The 16,752-nt window shown below is 69.0% G+C and carries 7 protein-coding genes; 4 read left to right on the forward strand and 3 right to left on the reverse strand.

Features of this window, described 5'->3' with window-relative positions:
* The first annotated feature begins 14 nt into the window (after positions 1 to 14).
* Positions 15 to 9,830, forward strand: a complete 9,816-nt coding sequence (locus F0U60_RS24200) for an amino acid adenylation domain-containing protein (RefSeq protein WP_395823741.1) — start codon at positions 15 to 17, stop codon at positions 9,828 to 9,830.
* 153 nt (positions 9,831 to 9,983) lie between these two features.
* Positions 9,984 to 11,408, forward strand: a complete 1,425-nt coding sequence (locus tag F0U60_RS24205; protein WP_395825415.1) for a glycoside hydrolase family 6 protein — start codon at positions 9,984 to 9,986, stop codon at positions 11,406 to 11,408.
* Between the two features lie 42 nt (positions 11,409 to 11,450).
* Here the strand turns inward: F0U60_RS24205 and F0U60_RS24210 are convergent, their stop codons facing one another.
* Together F0U60_RS24210 and F0U60_RS24215 are read right to left on the reverse strand one after the other, a co-directional pair.
* The gene (locus tag F0U60_RS24210; RefSeq protein WP_395823743.1) at positions 11,451 to 12,365 is read right to left on the reverse strand and encodes a type VI immunity family protein; all 915 of its coding nucleotides are present in this window, start codon (positions 12,363 to 12,365) and stop codon (positions 11,451 to 11,453) included.
* A gap of 1 nt (position 12,366) precedes the next feature.
* Positions 12,367 to 13,188, reverse strand: a complete 822-nt coding sequence (locus F0U60_RS24215; protein ID WP_395823745.1) for a hypothetical protein — start codon at positions 13,186 to 13,188, stop codon at positions 12,367 to 12,369.
* 60 nt (positions 13,189 to 13,248) lie between these two features.
* Between F0U60_RS24215 and F0U60_RS24220 the strand changes: the two genes are divergently transcribed.
* Positions 13,249 to 14,598: a hypothetical protein gene (locus F0U60_RS24220; protein ID WP_395823747.1), complete on the forward strand. Its 1,350-nt coding sequence runs from the start codon at positions 13,249 to 13,251 to the stop codon at positions 14,596 to 14,598.
* 45 nt (positions 14,599 to 14,643) lie between these two features.
* On the forward strand, positions 14,644 to 15,999 hold the full coding sequence (locus F0U60_RS24225) for an SWIM zinc finger domain-containing protein (RefSeq protein WP_395823749.1): 1,356 nt from the start codon (positions 14,644 to 14,646) through the stop codon (positions 15,997 to 15,999).
* Between the two features lie 20 nt (positions 16,000 to 16,019).
* Here F0U60_RS24225 and F0U60_RS24230 read toward each other — a convergent pair whose 3' ends face one another.
* Positions 16,020 to 16,559 (reverse strand): MarR family winged helix-turn-helix transcriptional regulator, encoded by a 540-nt coding sequence (locus F0U60_RS24230; RefSeq protein ID WP_395823751.1) that lies wholly within the window; start codon positions 16,557 to 16,559, stop codon positions 16,020 to 16,022.
* Positions 16,560 to 16,752: the final 193 nt, after the last annotated feature.

Consider the following 16,752-nt stretch of genomic DNA (forward strand, 5'->3'; position numbering starts at 1 on the left):
GAGTGCCCCTCCAGATGACCGCCTCCGAGCCCCAGGAACCCGTGTCCCTTCCGTTGTCCCATGGTCAGCGGGCCTTGTGGTTCCTGCACCAGAGCGCACCCGGGAGCGCCGCCTACAACCTTGCGTTCTCTGGGCGCACCCGCCCGTTGTTGGACGCAGTGGCGCTGCGGCGGGCCTGCCAGTCGCTGATGGACCGGCATCCCATTCTGCGCACCGTCTTCGTGGAGCGCTCCGAAGGCCCCGTGCAGGAGGTGCGCTCCGGCGTCGTCATCCCCTTCGAGGAGCTGGATGCGTCTGGCTGGAGCGAGGCGGCGCTGGAGTCCTGGCTGGTGGAGCGCTACCAGCGTCCGTTCGATCTGGCACGGGGGCCCCTGCTACGCATCCACCTGCTGCGGCGCGGGGATGAGTCCCTGTTCCTGCTCGTGGTGCACCACATCGTCATCGACTTCCCGTCGCTGGTGGAGTTGATGCACGAGCTGGGCGGGTTGTACGCCGCGGAGACGCGCGGTGAGGCGCCTCCCGCCCCATGGACTGTTCGTCCCTACGCCGACTTCGTCCACTGGCAGGAGGAGCGCGCCAGCGGTGAGGAGGCAGAGCGTCATTGGGCCTACTGGAAGGAGGCGCTCGGCGGTGAGCTGCCCACGCTCGAGCTGCCGGTGGATCGTCCCTACCCACCGGTCCAGTCGCCCCGCGGCGACATCCTCTTGTTCGAGCTGTCTCCGGAGCTGTCCCGTGGAATCAAAGAGCTGGCTCGAGCGAACGGCGCCACGCTGTACAACACGCTGCTGAGTGCCTGGCAGGTGCTCCTGCACCGCTACTCGGGGCAGGAGGAGCTCCTCGTGGGCACGCCCGCGTCCTGCCGCGGCCGCCGTACCGGGTTCGCCCAGACCCTGGGCTATTGCGTCAACCCAATCGTGCGCCGGGCCAGGCTGGAGGGGGATCCGCGCTTCTCCGAGGTCATCGCGCAGGCGCGTGACAACGCCGCCTCCGCCGTTCCCCACCAGGAGTACCCCTTCGACGTCATCGTCGAGCGCCTGCAGGCCGCGCGCACTCCGAGCCGGCCCGCTGTCTTCCAGGTGGCCTTCGTGGTGCTCGCCTCGCAGCGCTACCCCCAGGCCCTGCGCTTCACCCAGGGCCTTCCCGGCGGAACCATCGAGTGGGGCGATGGGCGGGTGATGGAGTCGCTGCCCTTCCGGCAGGGCGTCACCCGCTTCGAGCTGGACCTGATGATGAGCGAGGAGGGAGATCGGATTTTCGGCTACCTCCTCTACAACACCGACCTCTTCGATGACGCCACCGCCTGGCGGATGACGGGGCATCTGCGCGTGTTGCTGGAGGCCGTGGTCGCGGATCCCTCGCGGCGCATCTCCTCGCTGCCAGTGCTGACGGAGGAGGAGCGCACTCAGCTCCTCCTGGCGTGGAACGACACCCGTCAGCCCGTGCCCGAGCCCACCTTCCTGCGTCGCTTCGAGGCCCAGGTGCGTCGCACTCCCGACGCCCTGGCCGTCTCCTTCGAGGACGTGTCGTGGACCTACTCGGAGCTGGACTCGAGGGCCAACCAGCTCGCACATCACCTGCGCTCCCTGGGCGTGGGGCTGGGCACCCGTGTGGGCCTGTCCGGCGAGCGCTCGCTCCAGATGCTCCAGGGCTTGCTGGCCATCCTGAAGGCCGGGGGCTCGTACGTCCCCTTGGATCCTTCCTTCCCCGTGGAGCGGCTCGCCTTCATGGTGGAGGACGCTCGACTGCGCGTGCTCCTCTCCGGGCCCGCGCTGCTGGAGCGGCTTGGGAGCGTGGTCGAGGGGATGACGGTGGTGCGGCTCGACTCGGAGCTCGAGCTCGTGGGGCGGCTGCCGGAGTCGGCTCCCGAGGGAAGTCCCGGGCCGGACGATGTGGCGTACGTCCTCTTCACCTCGGGCTCCACTGGGCGGCCTAAGGGCGTCCAGATTCAGCACCGCGCGCTGGCCCACTTCCTCCACGCCATGCGCCAGGAGCCGGGCCTGGAGCCCGGAGATGTGCTGCTCGCCGTCACCACGCTGTCCTTCGACATCGCGGGGCTGGAGCTGTTGCTGCCACTCACCGTCGGCGCTCGCGTGGACATCGCCCGGCGCGAGGTGGCCACGGATGGGACCCGACTGGCCGCGCGCATGGCCGCCATTGGTGCCACGGTGATGCAGGCCACGCCCACCACCTGGCGCCTGCTGCTGGAGGCCGGCTGGAAGGGCCACCCACGCCTGAAGATGCTCTGTGGGGGTGAGGCGCTTCCTCGCGAGCTGGCCAACGCGCTCGTGTCATGTGGCGCCGGGCTGTGGAATCTCTACGGGCCTACCGAGACCACCATCTGGTCCATGGTGCACCGGGTAGAAGAGGGGCAGGGGTCTGTCTCTATCGGACGGCCTATCGCCAACACCCGGGTGTATGTGCTGGATCCTCACCAGCAGCCCGTCCCCGTGGGCGTACCCGGCGAGCTGTACATCAGCGGCGACGGTGTGGCCCTGGGCTATCTCCACCGGCCCGAGCTGACCGCCGAGCGTTTCGTGCCCGATCCCTTCCACGAGGTGCCTCACGCCCGCATGTACCGCACGGGCGATCGGGTGCGCTGGCGCGTGGATGGGCGGATGGAGTTCCTCGGACGGATCGACCATCAGGTGAAGGTGCGTGGCTTCCGCATCGAGCTCGGGGAGATTGAGTCCGTGCTGCGCCAGCATCCGGCCGTGCGCGATGCCGTCGCGGTGGCGCGCGAGCTGTCCCCGGGTGATCAGCGTCTGCTCGCTTATGTGGCCATGCAGCCGGAAGCCGCCGTCGAGGAGTCACAGCGGCTGCGCACCGAGCAGGTTGACCAGTGGCGCACCGTCTGGAGCGAGATCTACCGCGAGGGTGCTGGGACGGGGCAGGGCTCGCGCGAGCCGGACTTCGACATCTCCGGGTGGAGCAGCAGCTACACCGGCCAGCCCATTCCCGCCGAGGAGATGCGCGAGTGGGTGGAGACCACCGCCGCGGACATCCTCGCGCTGAAGCCGAAGCGGGTGCTGGAGCTCGGCTTTGGCAGTGGAATGGTGCTCTTCCGCGTGGCGCCCTCGTGCGAGCGGTACGTGGCCGCGGACATCTCTGCGGCGGCGGTGGAGAATGTGCGGCGCGGAGTGGAGGCGCGCGGGCTGTCCCAGGTGACGCTGCTGCAGCGAGCCGCTGAGGACTTCTCGGGCATCGAGCCGGGCTCGTTCGATCTCGTCATCATCAACTCGGTCGTCCAGTACTTCCCCAGCGCCGAGTACCTGCGCACTGTGCTCGCGGGCGCGGTCTCCGCGGTGCGTCCGGGCGGCGCCGTCTTCGTGGGGGACGTGCGGAGCCTGCCGCTGTTGGAGGCCTTCCACACCTCGGTGCAGCTCCACCAGGCCGCGCCCACGCTCTCCCGGGCCGAGTTGCTCCAGCGGGTGCGCAAGGCGGTGGCCCAGGAGGAGGAGCTGGTCCTCGCGCCCGGTTTCTTCCTGGCGCTGCGCCGGGAGCTGCCGAGCATCGGTCGCGTGGACATCACCCCCCGGCATGGGCGCCTTCTCAATGAGATGAGCCGCTTCCGCTACCAGGCCGTCCTTCGCGTGGGCGAGGTGCCCCCGGCGGCGCAGGCCTCGTGGACGGACTGGGAGGAGGCGTGGACGCCAGAGGCCATTCGTCAGCACTTGGAGCGCGAGGCCCCGGAGGCGTGGGGGCTGCGTGGCGTGCGCAACGGCCGGCTGGAGCAGGAGGTGCGAACGATCCAGTGGATGGCGGCCAGTGGTGCCGGCACGGTGGGCGAGTGGCGGGCAGAGCTCGAGGCCCAAAAGCCTGTGGGCGTGGATCCAGAGGCGCTGTGGCGGCTCGGTGAGTCGCTGGGCTACTCGGTCGCGCCAGGCTGGAGCCGCCATGGTTCGGATGGTCGCTACGATGTCGTCTTCTGGCGCGGTGCCACCGAGCCGGAGCGTGTGCCTCCCGGGGTCGGCGCATTCCCAGAGGGTGGGGTGTTCGCCAATCAGCCGCTGCTGACCCGGCGCACCCGATTGCTTGGGCCCGAGCTCCGCGCCTTCCTCAAGGAGCGGCTCCCTGAGTACATGGTGCCGTCGGCCCTCACCGTGCTCGAGGCGCTGCCTCTCACGCCCAACGGCAAGGTGGATCGCAAGGCGCTGCCGGAGCCGGAAGGGCTTCGTTCGGGTCGCCAGGCCGCTGTCGATGCGCCTCGCTCGGACGTGGAGAAGGCCATTGGCGCCATCTGGCGCGAGGTGCTCCACCTGGAGCAGGTGGGCCTGCACGACAACTTCTTCGAGCTCGGTGGGCACTCGCTGCTGCTTGCTCAAGTGCGCGTGCGGCTGCGCGAGGTGCTCGGCAAGGAGCTGCCCGTCACCGAGCTCTTCCAGCACCCCTCCATCAGCGCCCTCGCGCGTCACCTGTCCAGCGTCGGGGAGGGTAAGGAGGCGCGTCAGCCCGTAAGCGTGCCCGTGCCACGGCGCTCGGACGGAGCGCCGGAGCCCATCGCCATCGTCGGCATGGCGGGCCGCTTCCCCGGCGCTCGGGACGTGGACGAGTTCTGGCGCAACCTTCGCGAGGGCGTAGAGTCCATCCGCTTCTACTCGCCCGAGGAGATGGTGGCGCTCGGGGCGGATCCGGCGCTGGCGCGCGATCCGTCCTTCATCCGCGCGGCCTCGTCCATGGAGGGCGTGGAGCAGTTCGATGCCGGGCTCTTCGGCTACTCGCCTCGCGAGGCAGAGCTGATGGATCCGCAGCACCGCCTCTTCCTGGAGTGCGCGTGGGAGGCCCTGGAGGCCGCGGGTTACAGCCCGAGGACGCGCCAGGGCGCTTCCGTGGGGGTGTTCGCGGGCCTCGCGCCCAACGGCTATCTGCCCTTCGCTCATCTGCTGGGCAACCTCAGCTCCGAGGTGTTGCCTCGCTTCGTGGCTGGCTCGGCCGACTTCCTCGCCACGCGTGTCTCCTACAAGCTGAACCTCCGAGGCCCCAGCCTCACGTTGCAGACGGCCTGCTCCACCTCGCTCGTGGCTGTCCACCTGGCTTGCCAGTCGCTGCGCTCCGGTGAGTGCGGCATGGCCCTGGCCGGTGGTGTCTCGGTGAAGGTGGCTCGCGTGCCTGGCTACTTCCACCAGGAGGGCGGCATTGCCTCGCCCGACGGGCACTGCCGCGCCTTCGATGCGCAAGGGCAGGGCACCCTCTTCGGCAATGGCATGGGCCTTGTCGTCCTCAAGCGGCTCACCGATGCGCTGGCCGATGGGGACAGGATTCACGCCGTCATTCGCGGCACCGCCATCAACAACGATGGCTCCGCCAAGGTGGGCTTCACCGCCCCCAGCGTGGACAGCCAGGCCGAGGTTGTCTCCCGCGCGCTCGCAGCCGCTGGGGTGGGTCCCGAGACGATCGGTTACATCGAGGCCCACGGCACCGCCACGCCCCTGGGAGATCCCATCGAGATCGCCGCGCTCCGGCAGGCCTTCGGGCCTCACGTGCGCGAGCGCTCCTGTGCGCTCGGCTCGGTGAAGACGAACATCGGCCACCTGGATGCCGCTGCGGGCATCGCCTCGCTCATCAAGGCTGTGCTCGCACTGGAGCACCGGCAGCTCCCCCCGAGCCTCCACTTCCAGACGCCCAACCCGGAGATCGACTTCGAGCGCGGACCCTTCTACGTCAACACCGCTCTCTCCGAGTGGCCCTCGAACGGAGGGCCTCGCCGCGCCGGAGTGAGTGCGTTTGGCTTCGGCGGAACCAACGCGCACGCGGTGCTGGAGGAGGCTCCCGCCGTCACGTCTCGCTCTTCCGAGCGGCCTGAGCGCCCGCTGCATGTGCTGCCCTTGTCGGCCCGAGATGAGAAGGCGCTCGGGATGCTGGTGGAGCGGTACGCGGAGTACCTCGCGAAGGAGCCTGCTTCTCTGCCGGACATGTGCTTCACCGCGGGCGCCGGACGCACGCACCTGGGCCAGCGCGTGGCGCTCGTGGCCGGCTCGCATGCGCAGCTCCGTGAGCGGCTCGAGGCCTTCCACGCGGGGCGGACCGAGGCGGGTGTGCTCTCTGGCCGGGTGCGCGAGGAGGGTCCTCCCAAGGTGGCCTTCCTCTTCACCGGCCAGGGTAGCCAGTACGTGGGCATGGGGCGCGAGCTGTACGCGTCGCAGCCGGTGTTCCGCCAGACGCTGGACAGGTGCGACGCGTTGCTGCGTCCCCACCTCGAGCGCCCGCTGCTGTCTGTGCTCTTCCCTCCAGAGGGGGAGCCGAGCTCGTTGCTCGACGAGACGGGTTACACGCAGCCGGCGCTGTTCGCGCTGGAGTATGCGCTGGCGGAGCTGTGGCGCTCGTGGGGCGTGGAGCCGCACGCGGTGCTGGGTCACAGCGTGGGCGAGTACGTGGCGGCGTGCGTGGCCGGGGTGTTCAGCCTGGAAGAAGGGCTGAAGCTGATCGCCGAGCGCGCACGGTTGATGCAGTCCCTGCCTCGAGACGGGGAGATGGCGGCCGTCTTCGCCGAGGAGGCGAGGGTGGTCGAGGCGCTGCGGCCCCACGCGCGGCAGGTGTCCATCGCCGCCATCAACGGACCCACCGAGGTGGTCATCTCCGGCGCGCGCGCAGCGGTGCGGGCCGTGGTGGAGCGGCTGCGGGCTGAGGGGGTCGAGTGCCGCTCGCTGCAGGTGTCGCACGCGTTCCACTCGCCGCTGTTGGAGCCGATGCTCGGCGGCTTGGAGCGAGCGGCCACGGGGGTGTCCTTCCGCGCCCCGCGGATTGAGCTCATCTCCAACCTCACGGGCCGTCCAGTGACGAGCCTGTCCGCCGAGTACCTGCGCCGTCATGCGCGCGAGCCGGTGCGCTTCCTCGACGGGCTGCGCGCCCTGCGCGAGAGCGGTGTGACGGTGTTCGTGGAGATCGGCCCTCAGCCGACGCTGGTGGGGTTGGGGCAGCGGGGTCTTCCGGAGCTCCAAGCGGCGTGGCTGCCCTCGCTGCGCAAGGGTCGGGACGACTGGCAGGCAATGCTCGAGACGCTGGCCTCGCTCTACACGCGCGGCGTGGAGGTGGACTGGGCGGGCTTCGATCGAGGCTACTCGCGCCGCCGCGTGAAGCTGCCCACCTACGCCTTCCAGCGGCGCCGCTACTGGGTGGAGCCGGCCGAACTGGAGACGCGGACCGAGCGGGCTCGGGTGGAACCGTCGGTGCCCTCCGTGCTTCCGGGTAAGCGGCTTCGCTCCGCGGTGCCCCTCTTCGAGGCGCGGCTGGAGGCGGGTTCGGAGCCGGTGCCCGCGGTGGCCTTCGCGGTGGCGGCCTTGGAGGCCGCTGAGTCCGTGCTCGGACGTGCTGCCTCGGTGGTGGAGGACCTGGAGCTCCACGAGCCGCTGACTCTGGAGCGTGGGCCCCGCACCGTGCAGTCCGTGCTGACGAAGGAGGGATCGGGACAGGTGTCCTTCCGCATCTCCAGCAGTGGGGATGATTCACCGGAGGCGCCATGGACGTTGCATGCCGCGGGTCGGGTGCGTGCCGGGCGAGCGGGTGCTGGGGAGGCTCGAGTGTCCGTCGCCGGGATTCGGGCACGCTGCTCGCGGGAGCACGGCTCCGTCTGGTCTGGGGCGGGGGAGGCCCTGGGCGAGCTGCCCGGTAGGTCGCTGACGGGCGCGGATGCTGCGTCCTGGCTGGAGGCTTCTCTCCAGGTGCTCGCGGCGGCGTTGCCTGCTCACGTGGGGATGGCGGATGAGGCACTGGCCCTCACGGGTGCCGAGCGCATCGCCCTCCTCGACCGGAGTGCGACCGTGCGTTGGATTCGCGCGGTGGCTCGCGACGATGAGCAGATGCCCTGCGGAGACTTGCAGCTCCTCGACGAGAGGGAGACGGTGGTGGCCGAGGTGTCCGGCCTGCGCTTGCGCCGCCTCGGAGCGGCCGAGGTTCGCGAGGAGTCGCCCGCGCTTCGCACCGATTGGCTGTGCGAGGTGGCGTGGCGACGTCAGGAGCTCGTGCCGTCCGTGCCCGTCGCCGAGCGGGGAGTGGGCTGGCTGCTGTTGGCGGACGAAGGCGGTGTCGCCGAGCGATTGGCTTCGCTGCTGTCCGCGCGAGGCGAGGCCGTGGTGCGAGTCCGCCGGGGCTCGCGTTGTGAGCAGGTGGGACCGGGTTCCTGGACCGCGGATCCGCTCCGGGCCGAGGATCTCCAGCGGATCGTGGCCGGAGCCTTCCCGTCTGGAGGCCCGCGTCTTCGTCGCGTGGTGTACCTGTGGGGCCTGGATGCGCACGAGCCCGAGCAGGCCGAGGCACTCACGTGCGGTGGCTCGCTGCGGCTCGTACAGGCGCTTGCAGGGGGCGGGGTGGAGGCACGGCTGTGGCTGGTGACGCGCGGCGCCTTCGCGGCAGAGCAGGGCGCACGCGTCGCTGCCTGGCAGGCGCCGCTGATCGGTCTGGGTCGGACCATCGCCTTGGAGCAGCCCTCGCTGTGGGGTGGCCTCGTGGACCTGGAGGCCTCCACGCCTTCAGGCGAGGCGGAGTCTCTCCTGCGTGTGATTCTTGCCCCAGGCGGTGAGGACCAGGTGGCGCTGCGAGGTGCGGAGCGCCGAGTGCCTCGCGTGGTGCGCGGCGAGCTGCGCTCCGGGGCGTCGTGGAGTCCTCGGGCGGATGCGACGTACCTCGTCACCGGAGGTCTCGGTGCCCTTGGGTCGTGCGTAGTTCGGTGGTTGGTGGAGCGCGGCGCGCGAAACCTCGTACTGGTGGGACGCAGTGGTGCCGGTGAGACGGCCTCCCGCGCCCTCGAGTCACTGCGGGCTCGGGGTGCACGGGTGGAGGTGGTCCGTGCTGATGTGTCTCGTGCGGACGACGTCTCCCGGATGCTGGAGCATGTGCGTCAGGAGTGGCCTCCGCTCCGGGGCGTGTTCCATGCGGCGGGCGTGCTCGACGACGGCGTGTTGCAGGGACAGGACCCGGCGCGGTTCCAAAAGGTGCTCGCCCCCAAGGCGCGAGGGGCGTGGAATCTGCACGCCGCCACCCGCGAGCTGCCGCTGGAGGCCTTCGTCCTCTTCTCCTCGGGGGCCTCGCTCGTGGGTTCTCCCGCCCAGGGCAGCTACGCCGCGGCCAACGCCTTCCTGGACGCGCTCGCCCACCAGCGGCGTGCCGAGGGCCTGACGGCGCTCAGCATCCACTGGGGCCCCTGGGCCGAGGTGGGGATGATGACGACCCTCGACGCGCTCGCGCGGCAGCGGTGGAAGGAGCTCGGCGTCGGCCTCATCCCGCCCGCGGAAGGCCTGGCCCTGCTGGGCCGACTGCTGGCCGGTGCCCCCGCGGAGATCGGCGTGCTCCCCATCGACTGGGCGCGCTTCGCTGGGGTGCTCGGGATGACGGGCCCGCTCCTGTCAGAGCTGACGCGGCGGCCGGTGGCCACGCGTTCTTCCGAGGTGCGCCTCACGCTCCGGCAGCGGCTGGAGACGGCGCCCGTGAAGGAGCGCATGGACGTGGCGGTCTCGTCCCTCCAGCGCGTGGTGGCGGAGCTGCTCAAGCTCGATGGCGGGGAGCTGCCCGAGCCCGAGCAGGGGCTGTTCGCGCTGGGGTTGGATTCGCTGATGGCGCTGGAGCTGCGCAACCGGCTTCAGACGGAGCTCGAGCGGACGCTGCCGAGCACGCTGGCCTTCAGCTTCCCGAACATCATCGCCCTGGCCACGCACCTGCTCCAGGAGCTGCCTCCCGCGGTGTCGTCCGAGGCTCCCATGCCCGTTGCCGTATCCGCTCCTGAGTCCATCCTGGACCAGGTGCCTGCTGGGGTGCCGGAGTCAATCGAGGCGCTTTCCGAAGGTGAACTGGCCGACCTGCTCGATGCAGAGGTTGCAGCGATTCTTGAGAAGCGAGGATGAACCTCGCTGAAGGATAACCAGAAAGACGATGAAATCCTGATAGACCTCGTGCATACACCGGCAGGCGAACACCGGTGTTCGTCCGCATGCAGGAGGTATGGCTTCGTGAAAACGCAGGAGATCACTCGCTCACTGTCTCTTCGTCGCTTTGTCATGGGCTCGCTGACGCTCGCGTCGGCTGTCGCCTTTGCCTGTGGCCCGGTGCCAGAAACGTCGCCTGGGACCGGGACCGTCACCGCGGACGTGCAGGCCGCGGCCACCGAACTCGTCGTCAACGGCACCTTCAGCTCAGGCACGACCACACCGTGGTGGAACGGGGCCAACACCGCGTCCCGTGTCGAGAATGGTCAGTGGCGCGTGGATGTCTCGGGGAGCACCTCCAACCCGTGGGACGCCATCATCGGCCAGAGCGCCATCTCGCTCACGAGTGGTCAGGCGTACACCCTGGCGTTCACCGCCTCGGCCACGGCGAGTGTGTCGGTCCGCGTGACGGTGCAGATGGAGAGCGCGCCGTACACCGTGACGCTGGATCGACAGATTGCGCTCGATGCCACGTCGCGGCGGTTCTCGCTCCCGTTCACCTCGACCCTGTCCACTGGTCAGGGGCAGGTGACGTTCCAGCTCGGCGGCCGTGGGGCCTTCACGCTCCGGCTCGATGACATCTCGCTCTCCACGAGTGGCGGCAGCGGCGGCTCCGGACCGCTCGGGATGACCAGCGGCTTCTACGTCGATCCGAACTCCAACCCCGCGGCGTGGGTGCGTGCCAACGGGGGAGACTCGCGTGCGTCGCGCATCCAGTCGGCCATCGCGAGCAAGCCGGGTGCACGCTGGTTCGGCAACTGGAGCGGTGACATCACCTCGGCGGTGTCCAGCTTCGTCGGGGCCGCCGATGCCGCCGACAAGCTTCCGGTGCTCGTGGCCTACAACATCCCCGGTCGCGACTGCGGCAGCCACTCCGGCGGTGGCGCGGGCAGCCCCGAGGCCTACCGGACCTGGATCTCCGCCTTCGCGGCGGGCATCGGCAACCGCCCGGCCATTGTCCTGATCGAGCCGGACGCGCTGGCCCAGCTGGACTGCCTGTCGAACGACACCGAGCGACAGACCCGGGTGGGGCTGCTGCGCTACGCCACCGAGCAGCTCCGCGATCGCGCGCCGAACACGTGGGCCTACCTCGATGGAGGAAACGCCGGATGGATCGCCGCCGACACGATGGCGCAGCGGCTGGAGTCCGCCGGGGCACGTAACATCCGGGGCTTCGTCCTCAACGTGTCGAACTTCTACACCACTGCGCAGTCGAGCTCGTACGCGGCGGCGGTCAACACCGCGCTGTCCAATCGGTACGGGTACACCTTGCCGTTCGTGGTGGATACCAGCCGCAATGGCAACGGCTCCAACGGCGAGTGGTGCAACCCGGCCGGGCGCAAGCTCGGCACGCCATCGCAGATTGGCGGAGGGGCCGAGCTGCTGCTGTGGGTAAAGGTCCCCGGTGACTCCGATGGATCGTGCGGCATCGCCCCAGGTGTGCCCGCGGGTCAATTCAGTCCTGACCTGGCGATCCGCTTGATCGACGGGACGTGATCGCGGGGCACCCGTGAGGCTTCCGGGGCTGAACGGTTCCGTTCAGTCCAGGAAGCGGCGCTCCCAGCGGAGCCACTCCTCGGGGCTCAGACGGGAGAGCTCGGTGGTCCGGTGATAGAGGTGGGGTTCGAGAAGCCGAGCGAGCGCGCGGTGGAGGGGGAGCATCTGGCCTGCCTCCACATCGCCAGTCTCTGGCCGATCGCCGAGTGTGATGAGGACCCGCTCTCCACTCATCTCCTGGATGGAAACGCCCGGGAGCGTCAGCCGCTCGCGCAAGCCGTCCACGCCGCCGAGCTGGCCGAGCACTGGCTGCCCGAGGAAGTTCATCCAGTGCACCCCGTCCACCCAGGTGTTCATGCGGAGGTTGGCACTGCTCGGGGCGAGTTCCACCCCCGGATAACGCGGGCGGACGAGGTCGATGGCTTCTCCAAAATCCCCGGTGTTCGAGCAGAGGGCGAAGTCCACGAACCCCGAGTTGAAGGGGAGTTCTTGCGCCAGCTCGAGAGCCAGTTCGCGCACCCGGTCCGGGCCTTGCTCCTCCAGGTATTCCGTGGGCAGGCGCAGGTACAGCACACTCACGTCATCCTTCCGGTTTGGCCAGGGGAGGGGGACAACGGGTAGCCCCCTGTAGTCCACGTGGAGTCCATCCACCCGGATGGGGTCATCCCACAATTGTTGGAATGCGCCCTCGTCGGGTTCCGGCTCCAACGTCTTCTTGCGGATTTCATCCCATGCGGAGCCATCGAGCGGTTCGGCTTGCCCATCTCCTGCGTACCATGCCAGTTGGTAAGGGCGTATTCGCTCGCGAAAGAGCTCCAGGGCACGAATAACGGCGGGTGCAATCTGGTCGTTGGCGTACTGCATGTAGAAACAAATGAGCAAGGCATCGCTTGCGGCCAAACCGCCGCGCCGGTTCTGGTATCTCAATCTCGGATATTGCAGGGTGGGCATTTCCATTCTACTCCGGGCTCCACCGTTCTACCCCGTGTCTTGGGGAAACAAGGTTGGGATCGGTGTGGAGGACTTGCTTATAGACATCGCCCTGTGTGCTACCAAGCCAGGGCCCTTTCATATACCTGTTCCAGATGGCGGGGTTGGTCCCTGGACACGGGAACTTGAGATCGTACACGTGGACGATGAATCCCTTCTCGTCCAGGAGGACGATGTCTGGCTCGATGGTGCCCGTGAGACCCTTCCAGCCTTGCTCCGAAACAATCTGCTTCACCTTGTTCTCATCCAGGAACTCCCACTTGCCGCTCCGTTCGTCGAATCGGAATCGCGGATGGAGTCGGTAGCGGTCCGGTATCAGCTTGCTCAGCGCTTCCTCCAGGCACGGCCTGGCCTGCTCGTGCTTGAAGAGCCCCAAGTATGCGGCCCACGTTGTCTGCTCCCCGACCTTGACCTGCTGGCAGATTTCCCGGCTCGGGCTCCTGCCATTGAAGTGGTAGTCGTTGACCTCTTGGTCCGCCTTGCGGACGCACTGCACGATGGCCTTCTCGACCTTCGCGAGCAGGTCCGCGGCCAACGCCACGCCTCGGCGCTCGGCTGAGTCGATCACGGGGTTCAACGCCACGGTTACAGCCACACCGGCGGCAATCACCCTGGTGCCCATCGAGTATGCCGACACGCCTGTGCAGCGCTCCCACTGTCCGGGGAACTCCTTGAGGCAGCACTCGGGCGACAGGTCTCGTGGGCCACATTTCCCCGCGACCTCGATGGAGGGCTCTGACTCCAGCAGGCACCCTGCTTGGAGTACGGCCAGGAGCATCAGGAGCCGCATGGGCCCACTCTTCGCGGTATGAAGCATGGGACTCACGATAGCGTGGGGGGTCGAGGCACCATGAGCATATCGACTGAGCAGGGGACGGGTGGCGAGCGGCCTTCGAGGTGGCCGCGTCGCAGGGTGTTGCGCTGGGCCTTGGGTCTGGCCCCTGTCGTCGCGGGCGGCGGGTGGGCTGCTTCCGAGTGGCTCGGTGGTCGCGAGGTGGTGGGAACGGGCGGGGACACCTGGAGTGAGCGAGACCAGGAGGCTGCCTGGTTCTGCTTCGCCGGCCACCCGGACGCGAGTTTCAAGGTGGAGCTGCGGTTCAGCTCTCCCACGCCCAACCCGCGGGCCCGGTTGCTGCGCGCGTGTCTGTCCATGCAGGAAGGCCGGTGGGACTCGGCACGACGTGCTCTCGCGTTCCCGGAGGTGCGCAACACGCCTGAGGCACGTTTGCTGCTGGAGCTCGCCGAGCGCCGGCCCAGCGCGCCCGATTGGCGCCATGCCTTCTTCGAGGCCTGGCAGGCGCTCGGACGGCCCGACTTCCGCAAGAGCCTCCTGCTTCCCGCGCCCCTGGCGTTGAATTACCTACTCGCCGATATCGGAGCCGTCTGGGGGTCCGCCGATGAGATACGTCGTTTCTCGTTGGCGGTGTTGCATCTGGTATGGGCCGAGCCTCGCCAAGAGTGGATGCTCGAGCAGGTGCGTGCCAGCTCATCCGTTCCTCTCCTCATGGCGCTGCGCGAACAACTCATTGCACTCGAAGAGCAAGCGCCCGTGCGCCAGTTCCTTTTGTCCGAGGTGGAGGCACGACTCGGGCAGCTCGCGGGTTCTTCCCCGCGAACCCTCCAGCTCGCCCTGGTTTCCTTTCTCGCTGGCAAGCCTCTCACGGCTCCCTTCGAGCGACGTGACCTGGAGGAACTCGAGACGCTCGTCGCGCTCCCCGATTGGAAGCAGCCCGCGAGCGAGCCGTTCTTTCTGGAGATGCGCGCGCTCTTCGATGGGCTGATGCCCACGCCTGCACATCATGCCTTTCTGCTGGCTTCATCGGCTCAGGCGGCGTCCCTGGGCTCGTGGCTCATCCAGCGGGCCAGGGCCAGCAAGGCGCACCTGTCCGAGGACGAGCAGCGGTGGATGGGGCGGCTGCTGTGGGAAGTGGGCGCGCGCCTGTACGAGCAGCGCTCGGCTGTGGAGATGGATATGGGGCTCCGGCTTCAGGTGTTCGGCTCCGAGCTGACGCAGCACGTCCCAACCCGAGAGCGGTGTATCGCCGCCTGGGTGGAGCTGGGCCGGTGGGAGGACGGCTTGAAGCAGGCCGGGTTCTATCGCTGGCCCCTGCTCTCGTTGCAGGAGGAGTCCTGTGAGTCCAGGATTCGGGACGAGCGGGCGTGGATGAAGGCCTTCGCCGGCACGGGCGAGCTGCCCTGAATCACCGCCCTGAATCCTCTGGGGCACGAGCGGCCCTGAGCGGCTATGCTCCCGCGCCTCGACACCATGTCCGCCTCACCCCTGACCTCAGAGCAGGCCCTCGCCCTCGCGCCGGATTCCTCCGTGGCGGCCGCCGGCCAGAAGCTGGCAACGGAGCGCTCCTGGCAGGGGCTCGGCCGAGATGGGCGGGCGGCCTGGGGCGAGTGCAAGGGCAGCGCCCTGTACCAGGTGCGCATCGATCTCTCCGACCTCGCCACGAAGTGCACCTGTCCCAGCCGCAAGTTCCCCTGTAAGCACGCTGTGGGGCTCCTGCTGCTCACCGCGTCCGAGCGACTCCCCTCGGGGACGCCTCCTGCCTGGGTGGAGGAGTGGATCTCCAAGCGTTCCGCCAATGCCGAGCGCAAGGCGAAGCGCGAGGCCGCCGGAGAGGAAGGTGCGGCTACCGTCGACACCGAGGCCAAGGCAAAGCGTTCCGCCGAGCGCCACGGCCGCATCCAGAAAGGACTCGAGGCGCTGACCCTCTGGATGGAGGACCTCGTGCGCAATGGCTTCGCCGGGCTGGAGGCGGAGACCGCCATGTGGAACACCCAGGCGGCTCGGTTGGTGGACGCACAGGCTCCGGGACTCGCGAGTCAGGTGCAGCAGCTCGCGGCGCTCCCGGGCAGTGGCCCCGATTGGCCCCGGCGATTGCTGGAGCGGCTCGGACGTCTCGCGCTCATCGCCGAGGCCTGGCGGAAGCTGGACCAGCTCCCGCCGCCTCTCGCCGCGGACCTCCGCTCCCTCGTGGGCATCCCCCTGCGTGAGGAGGAGGTCATCGCCCAGGGCGAGCACCTCGAGGACACCTGGGTCGTCATCGGCCAGGAGCTCGAGGACACGGAGCGCGTTCGCGCGCAGCGGACATACCTGCTCGGCGCCACCTCGGGCCGGACGGCGCTCGTCCTCCAGTTCGCGGCTGGCCCAGGAGCCCGCTTCGCCGAGAGCTTCCTTCCCGGTACGGCCTTCGCTGCCGAGCTGGCGTTCTGGCCGAGTGCGGCGCCCCAGCGGGCGATGATCCGCGAGCGCAAGGGCGAGGTGCACCCGTGGACGGGGACCGTGCCCGGGCTCTCACTCGAGGGGCTCAGCCAGCGCTTCGCCGAGGAGCTGTCCCGCCAACCCTTCCGCGAGCGCATGGCGGCGATGCTCGGGCAGGTGGTGCCTGTCCTGGAGGGGGGGCGGCGCTGGTGGCTCCGGGACGCCACGGGCGCGGCGGTTCGCATCGGCCCGTGTGACCGGTGGCGGTTGCTCGCGCTGTCTGGAGGCCACCCACTCGATGTGTTTGGCGAGTGGGATGGAGAGGAGTTCCGGCCCCTGAGCGTTCGCGTGGAGGGCCGCCTCCATCAGATGGGAGGCAGCCCGCGGTGAGGGGCCCTCGAGGCGCGTGCTCAGCCGGCTTGGAGCGACAGGGCAGGGCTGGCGGCTTCGTGGGAGGGCTTCTCTTCGCCGACGCCCAGCTCCTCGGCGAGCGCGGTGAGCACGTCCTGGGCACCCGTCAGCTGCGCCCTTGGCACGCGGGAGATCGCCCGCTGCACGGCGGCCTCCACCGTACCGGAGGCGGGGACGTTCAGCCCTCGGCCCGGCTGGGTGAGGAAGAACAGCGCTTTGCGCGCGTCGCGCGGATCCGACTTGCGCTCGAGGTAGCCACGCTTCTCCAGACGCTTCAAGACGCCGGTGAGCGTGCTCGGGTGCACATGGAGGATCTGCGAGAGCCGGCCCGAGGTGATGCCGGGGTATTGGCCTACCAGTCGCACCACCAGCCGCTGTGGGCCTGTCAGCCCCAGCGTGCTCTCCATGTGCTTCGAGGTGGATCTCAGTTGATGGTCCACGGCCCACAGCAGGCGCATGAACTCCAGGACTTCGCCCAAGGGGGAAGCCTGGCTGTCGTCCGCGTGAGAGGAATCACCGGTCTCGTCAATCACCGTCATGGCTGCCGTTTCCTGCATGGTCGCGGAAACAAGCAATGCTTATGCCGCGCTCATATCCCTCGGAGGCCTGCACGTAAGGCCGAGGGAGACAGGCAAAGCGCGTGACCGTCTGTGGCGAAATGCCACGGAGGGGTGCGTGGCATTTCGCCCCATTCCCGATGCCTCGGGGCAGAATGGGACACGGGCCGCTATG

Source organism: Archangium minus (assembly GCF_044360475.1).
GTDB classification, from domain to species: Bacteria; Myxococcota; Myxococcia; order Myxococcales; family Myxococcaceae; genus Archangium; species Archangium minus.

Bases quoted from the DNA above. Each gene is read 5' to 3' on its own strand.
- F0U60_RS24200 (WP_395823741.1), top strand. From the start codon at position 15: ATGACCGCCTCCGAGCCCCAGGAACCCGTGTCCCTTCCGTTGTCCCAT.
- F0U60_RS24205 (WP_395825415.1), top strand. From the start codon at position 9,984: ATGGGCTCGCTGACGCTCGCGTCGGCTGTCGCCTTTGCCTGTGGCCCG.
- F0U60_RS24210 (WP_395823743.1), bottom strand. From the start codon at position 12,365: ATGGAAATGCCCACCCTGCAATATCCGAGATTGAGATACCAGAACCGG.
- F0U60_RS24215 (WP_395823745.1), bottom strand. From the start codon at position 13,188: ATGCGGCTCCTGATGCTCCTGGCCGTACTCCAAGCAGGGTGCCTGCTG.
- F0U60_RS24220 (WP_395823747.1), top strand. From the start codon at position 13,249: ATGAGCATATCGACTGAGCAGGGGACGGGTGGCGAGCGGCCTTCGAGG.
- F0U60_RS24225 (WP_395823749.1), top strand. From the start codon at position 14,644: ATGCTCCCGCGCCTCGACACCATGTCCGCCTCACCCCTGACCTCAGAG.
- F0U60_RS24230 (WP_395823751.1), bottom strand. From the start codon at position 16,559: ATGACGGTGATTGACGAGACCGGTGATTCCTCTCACGCGGACGACAGC.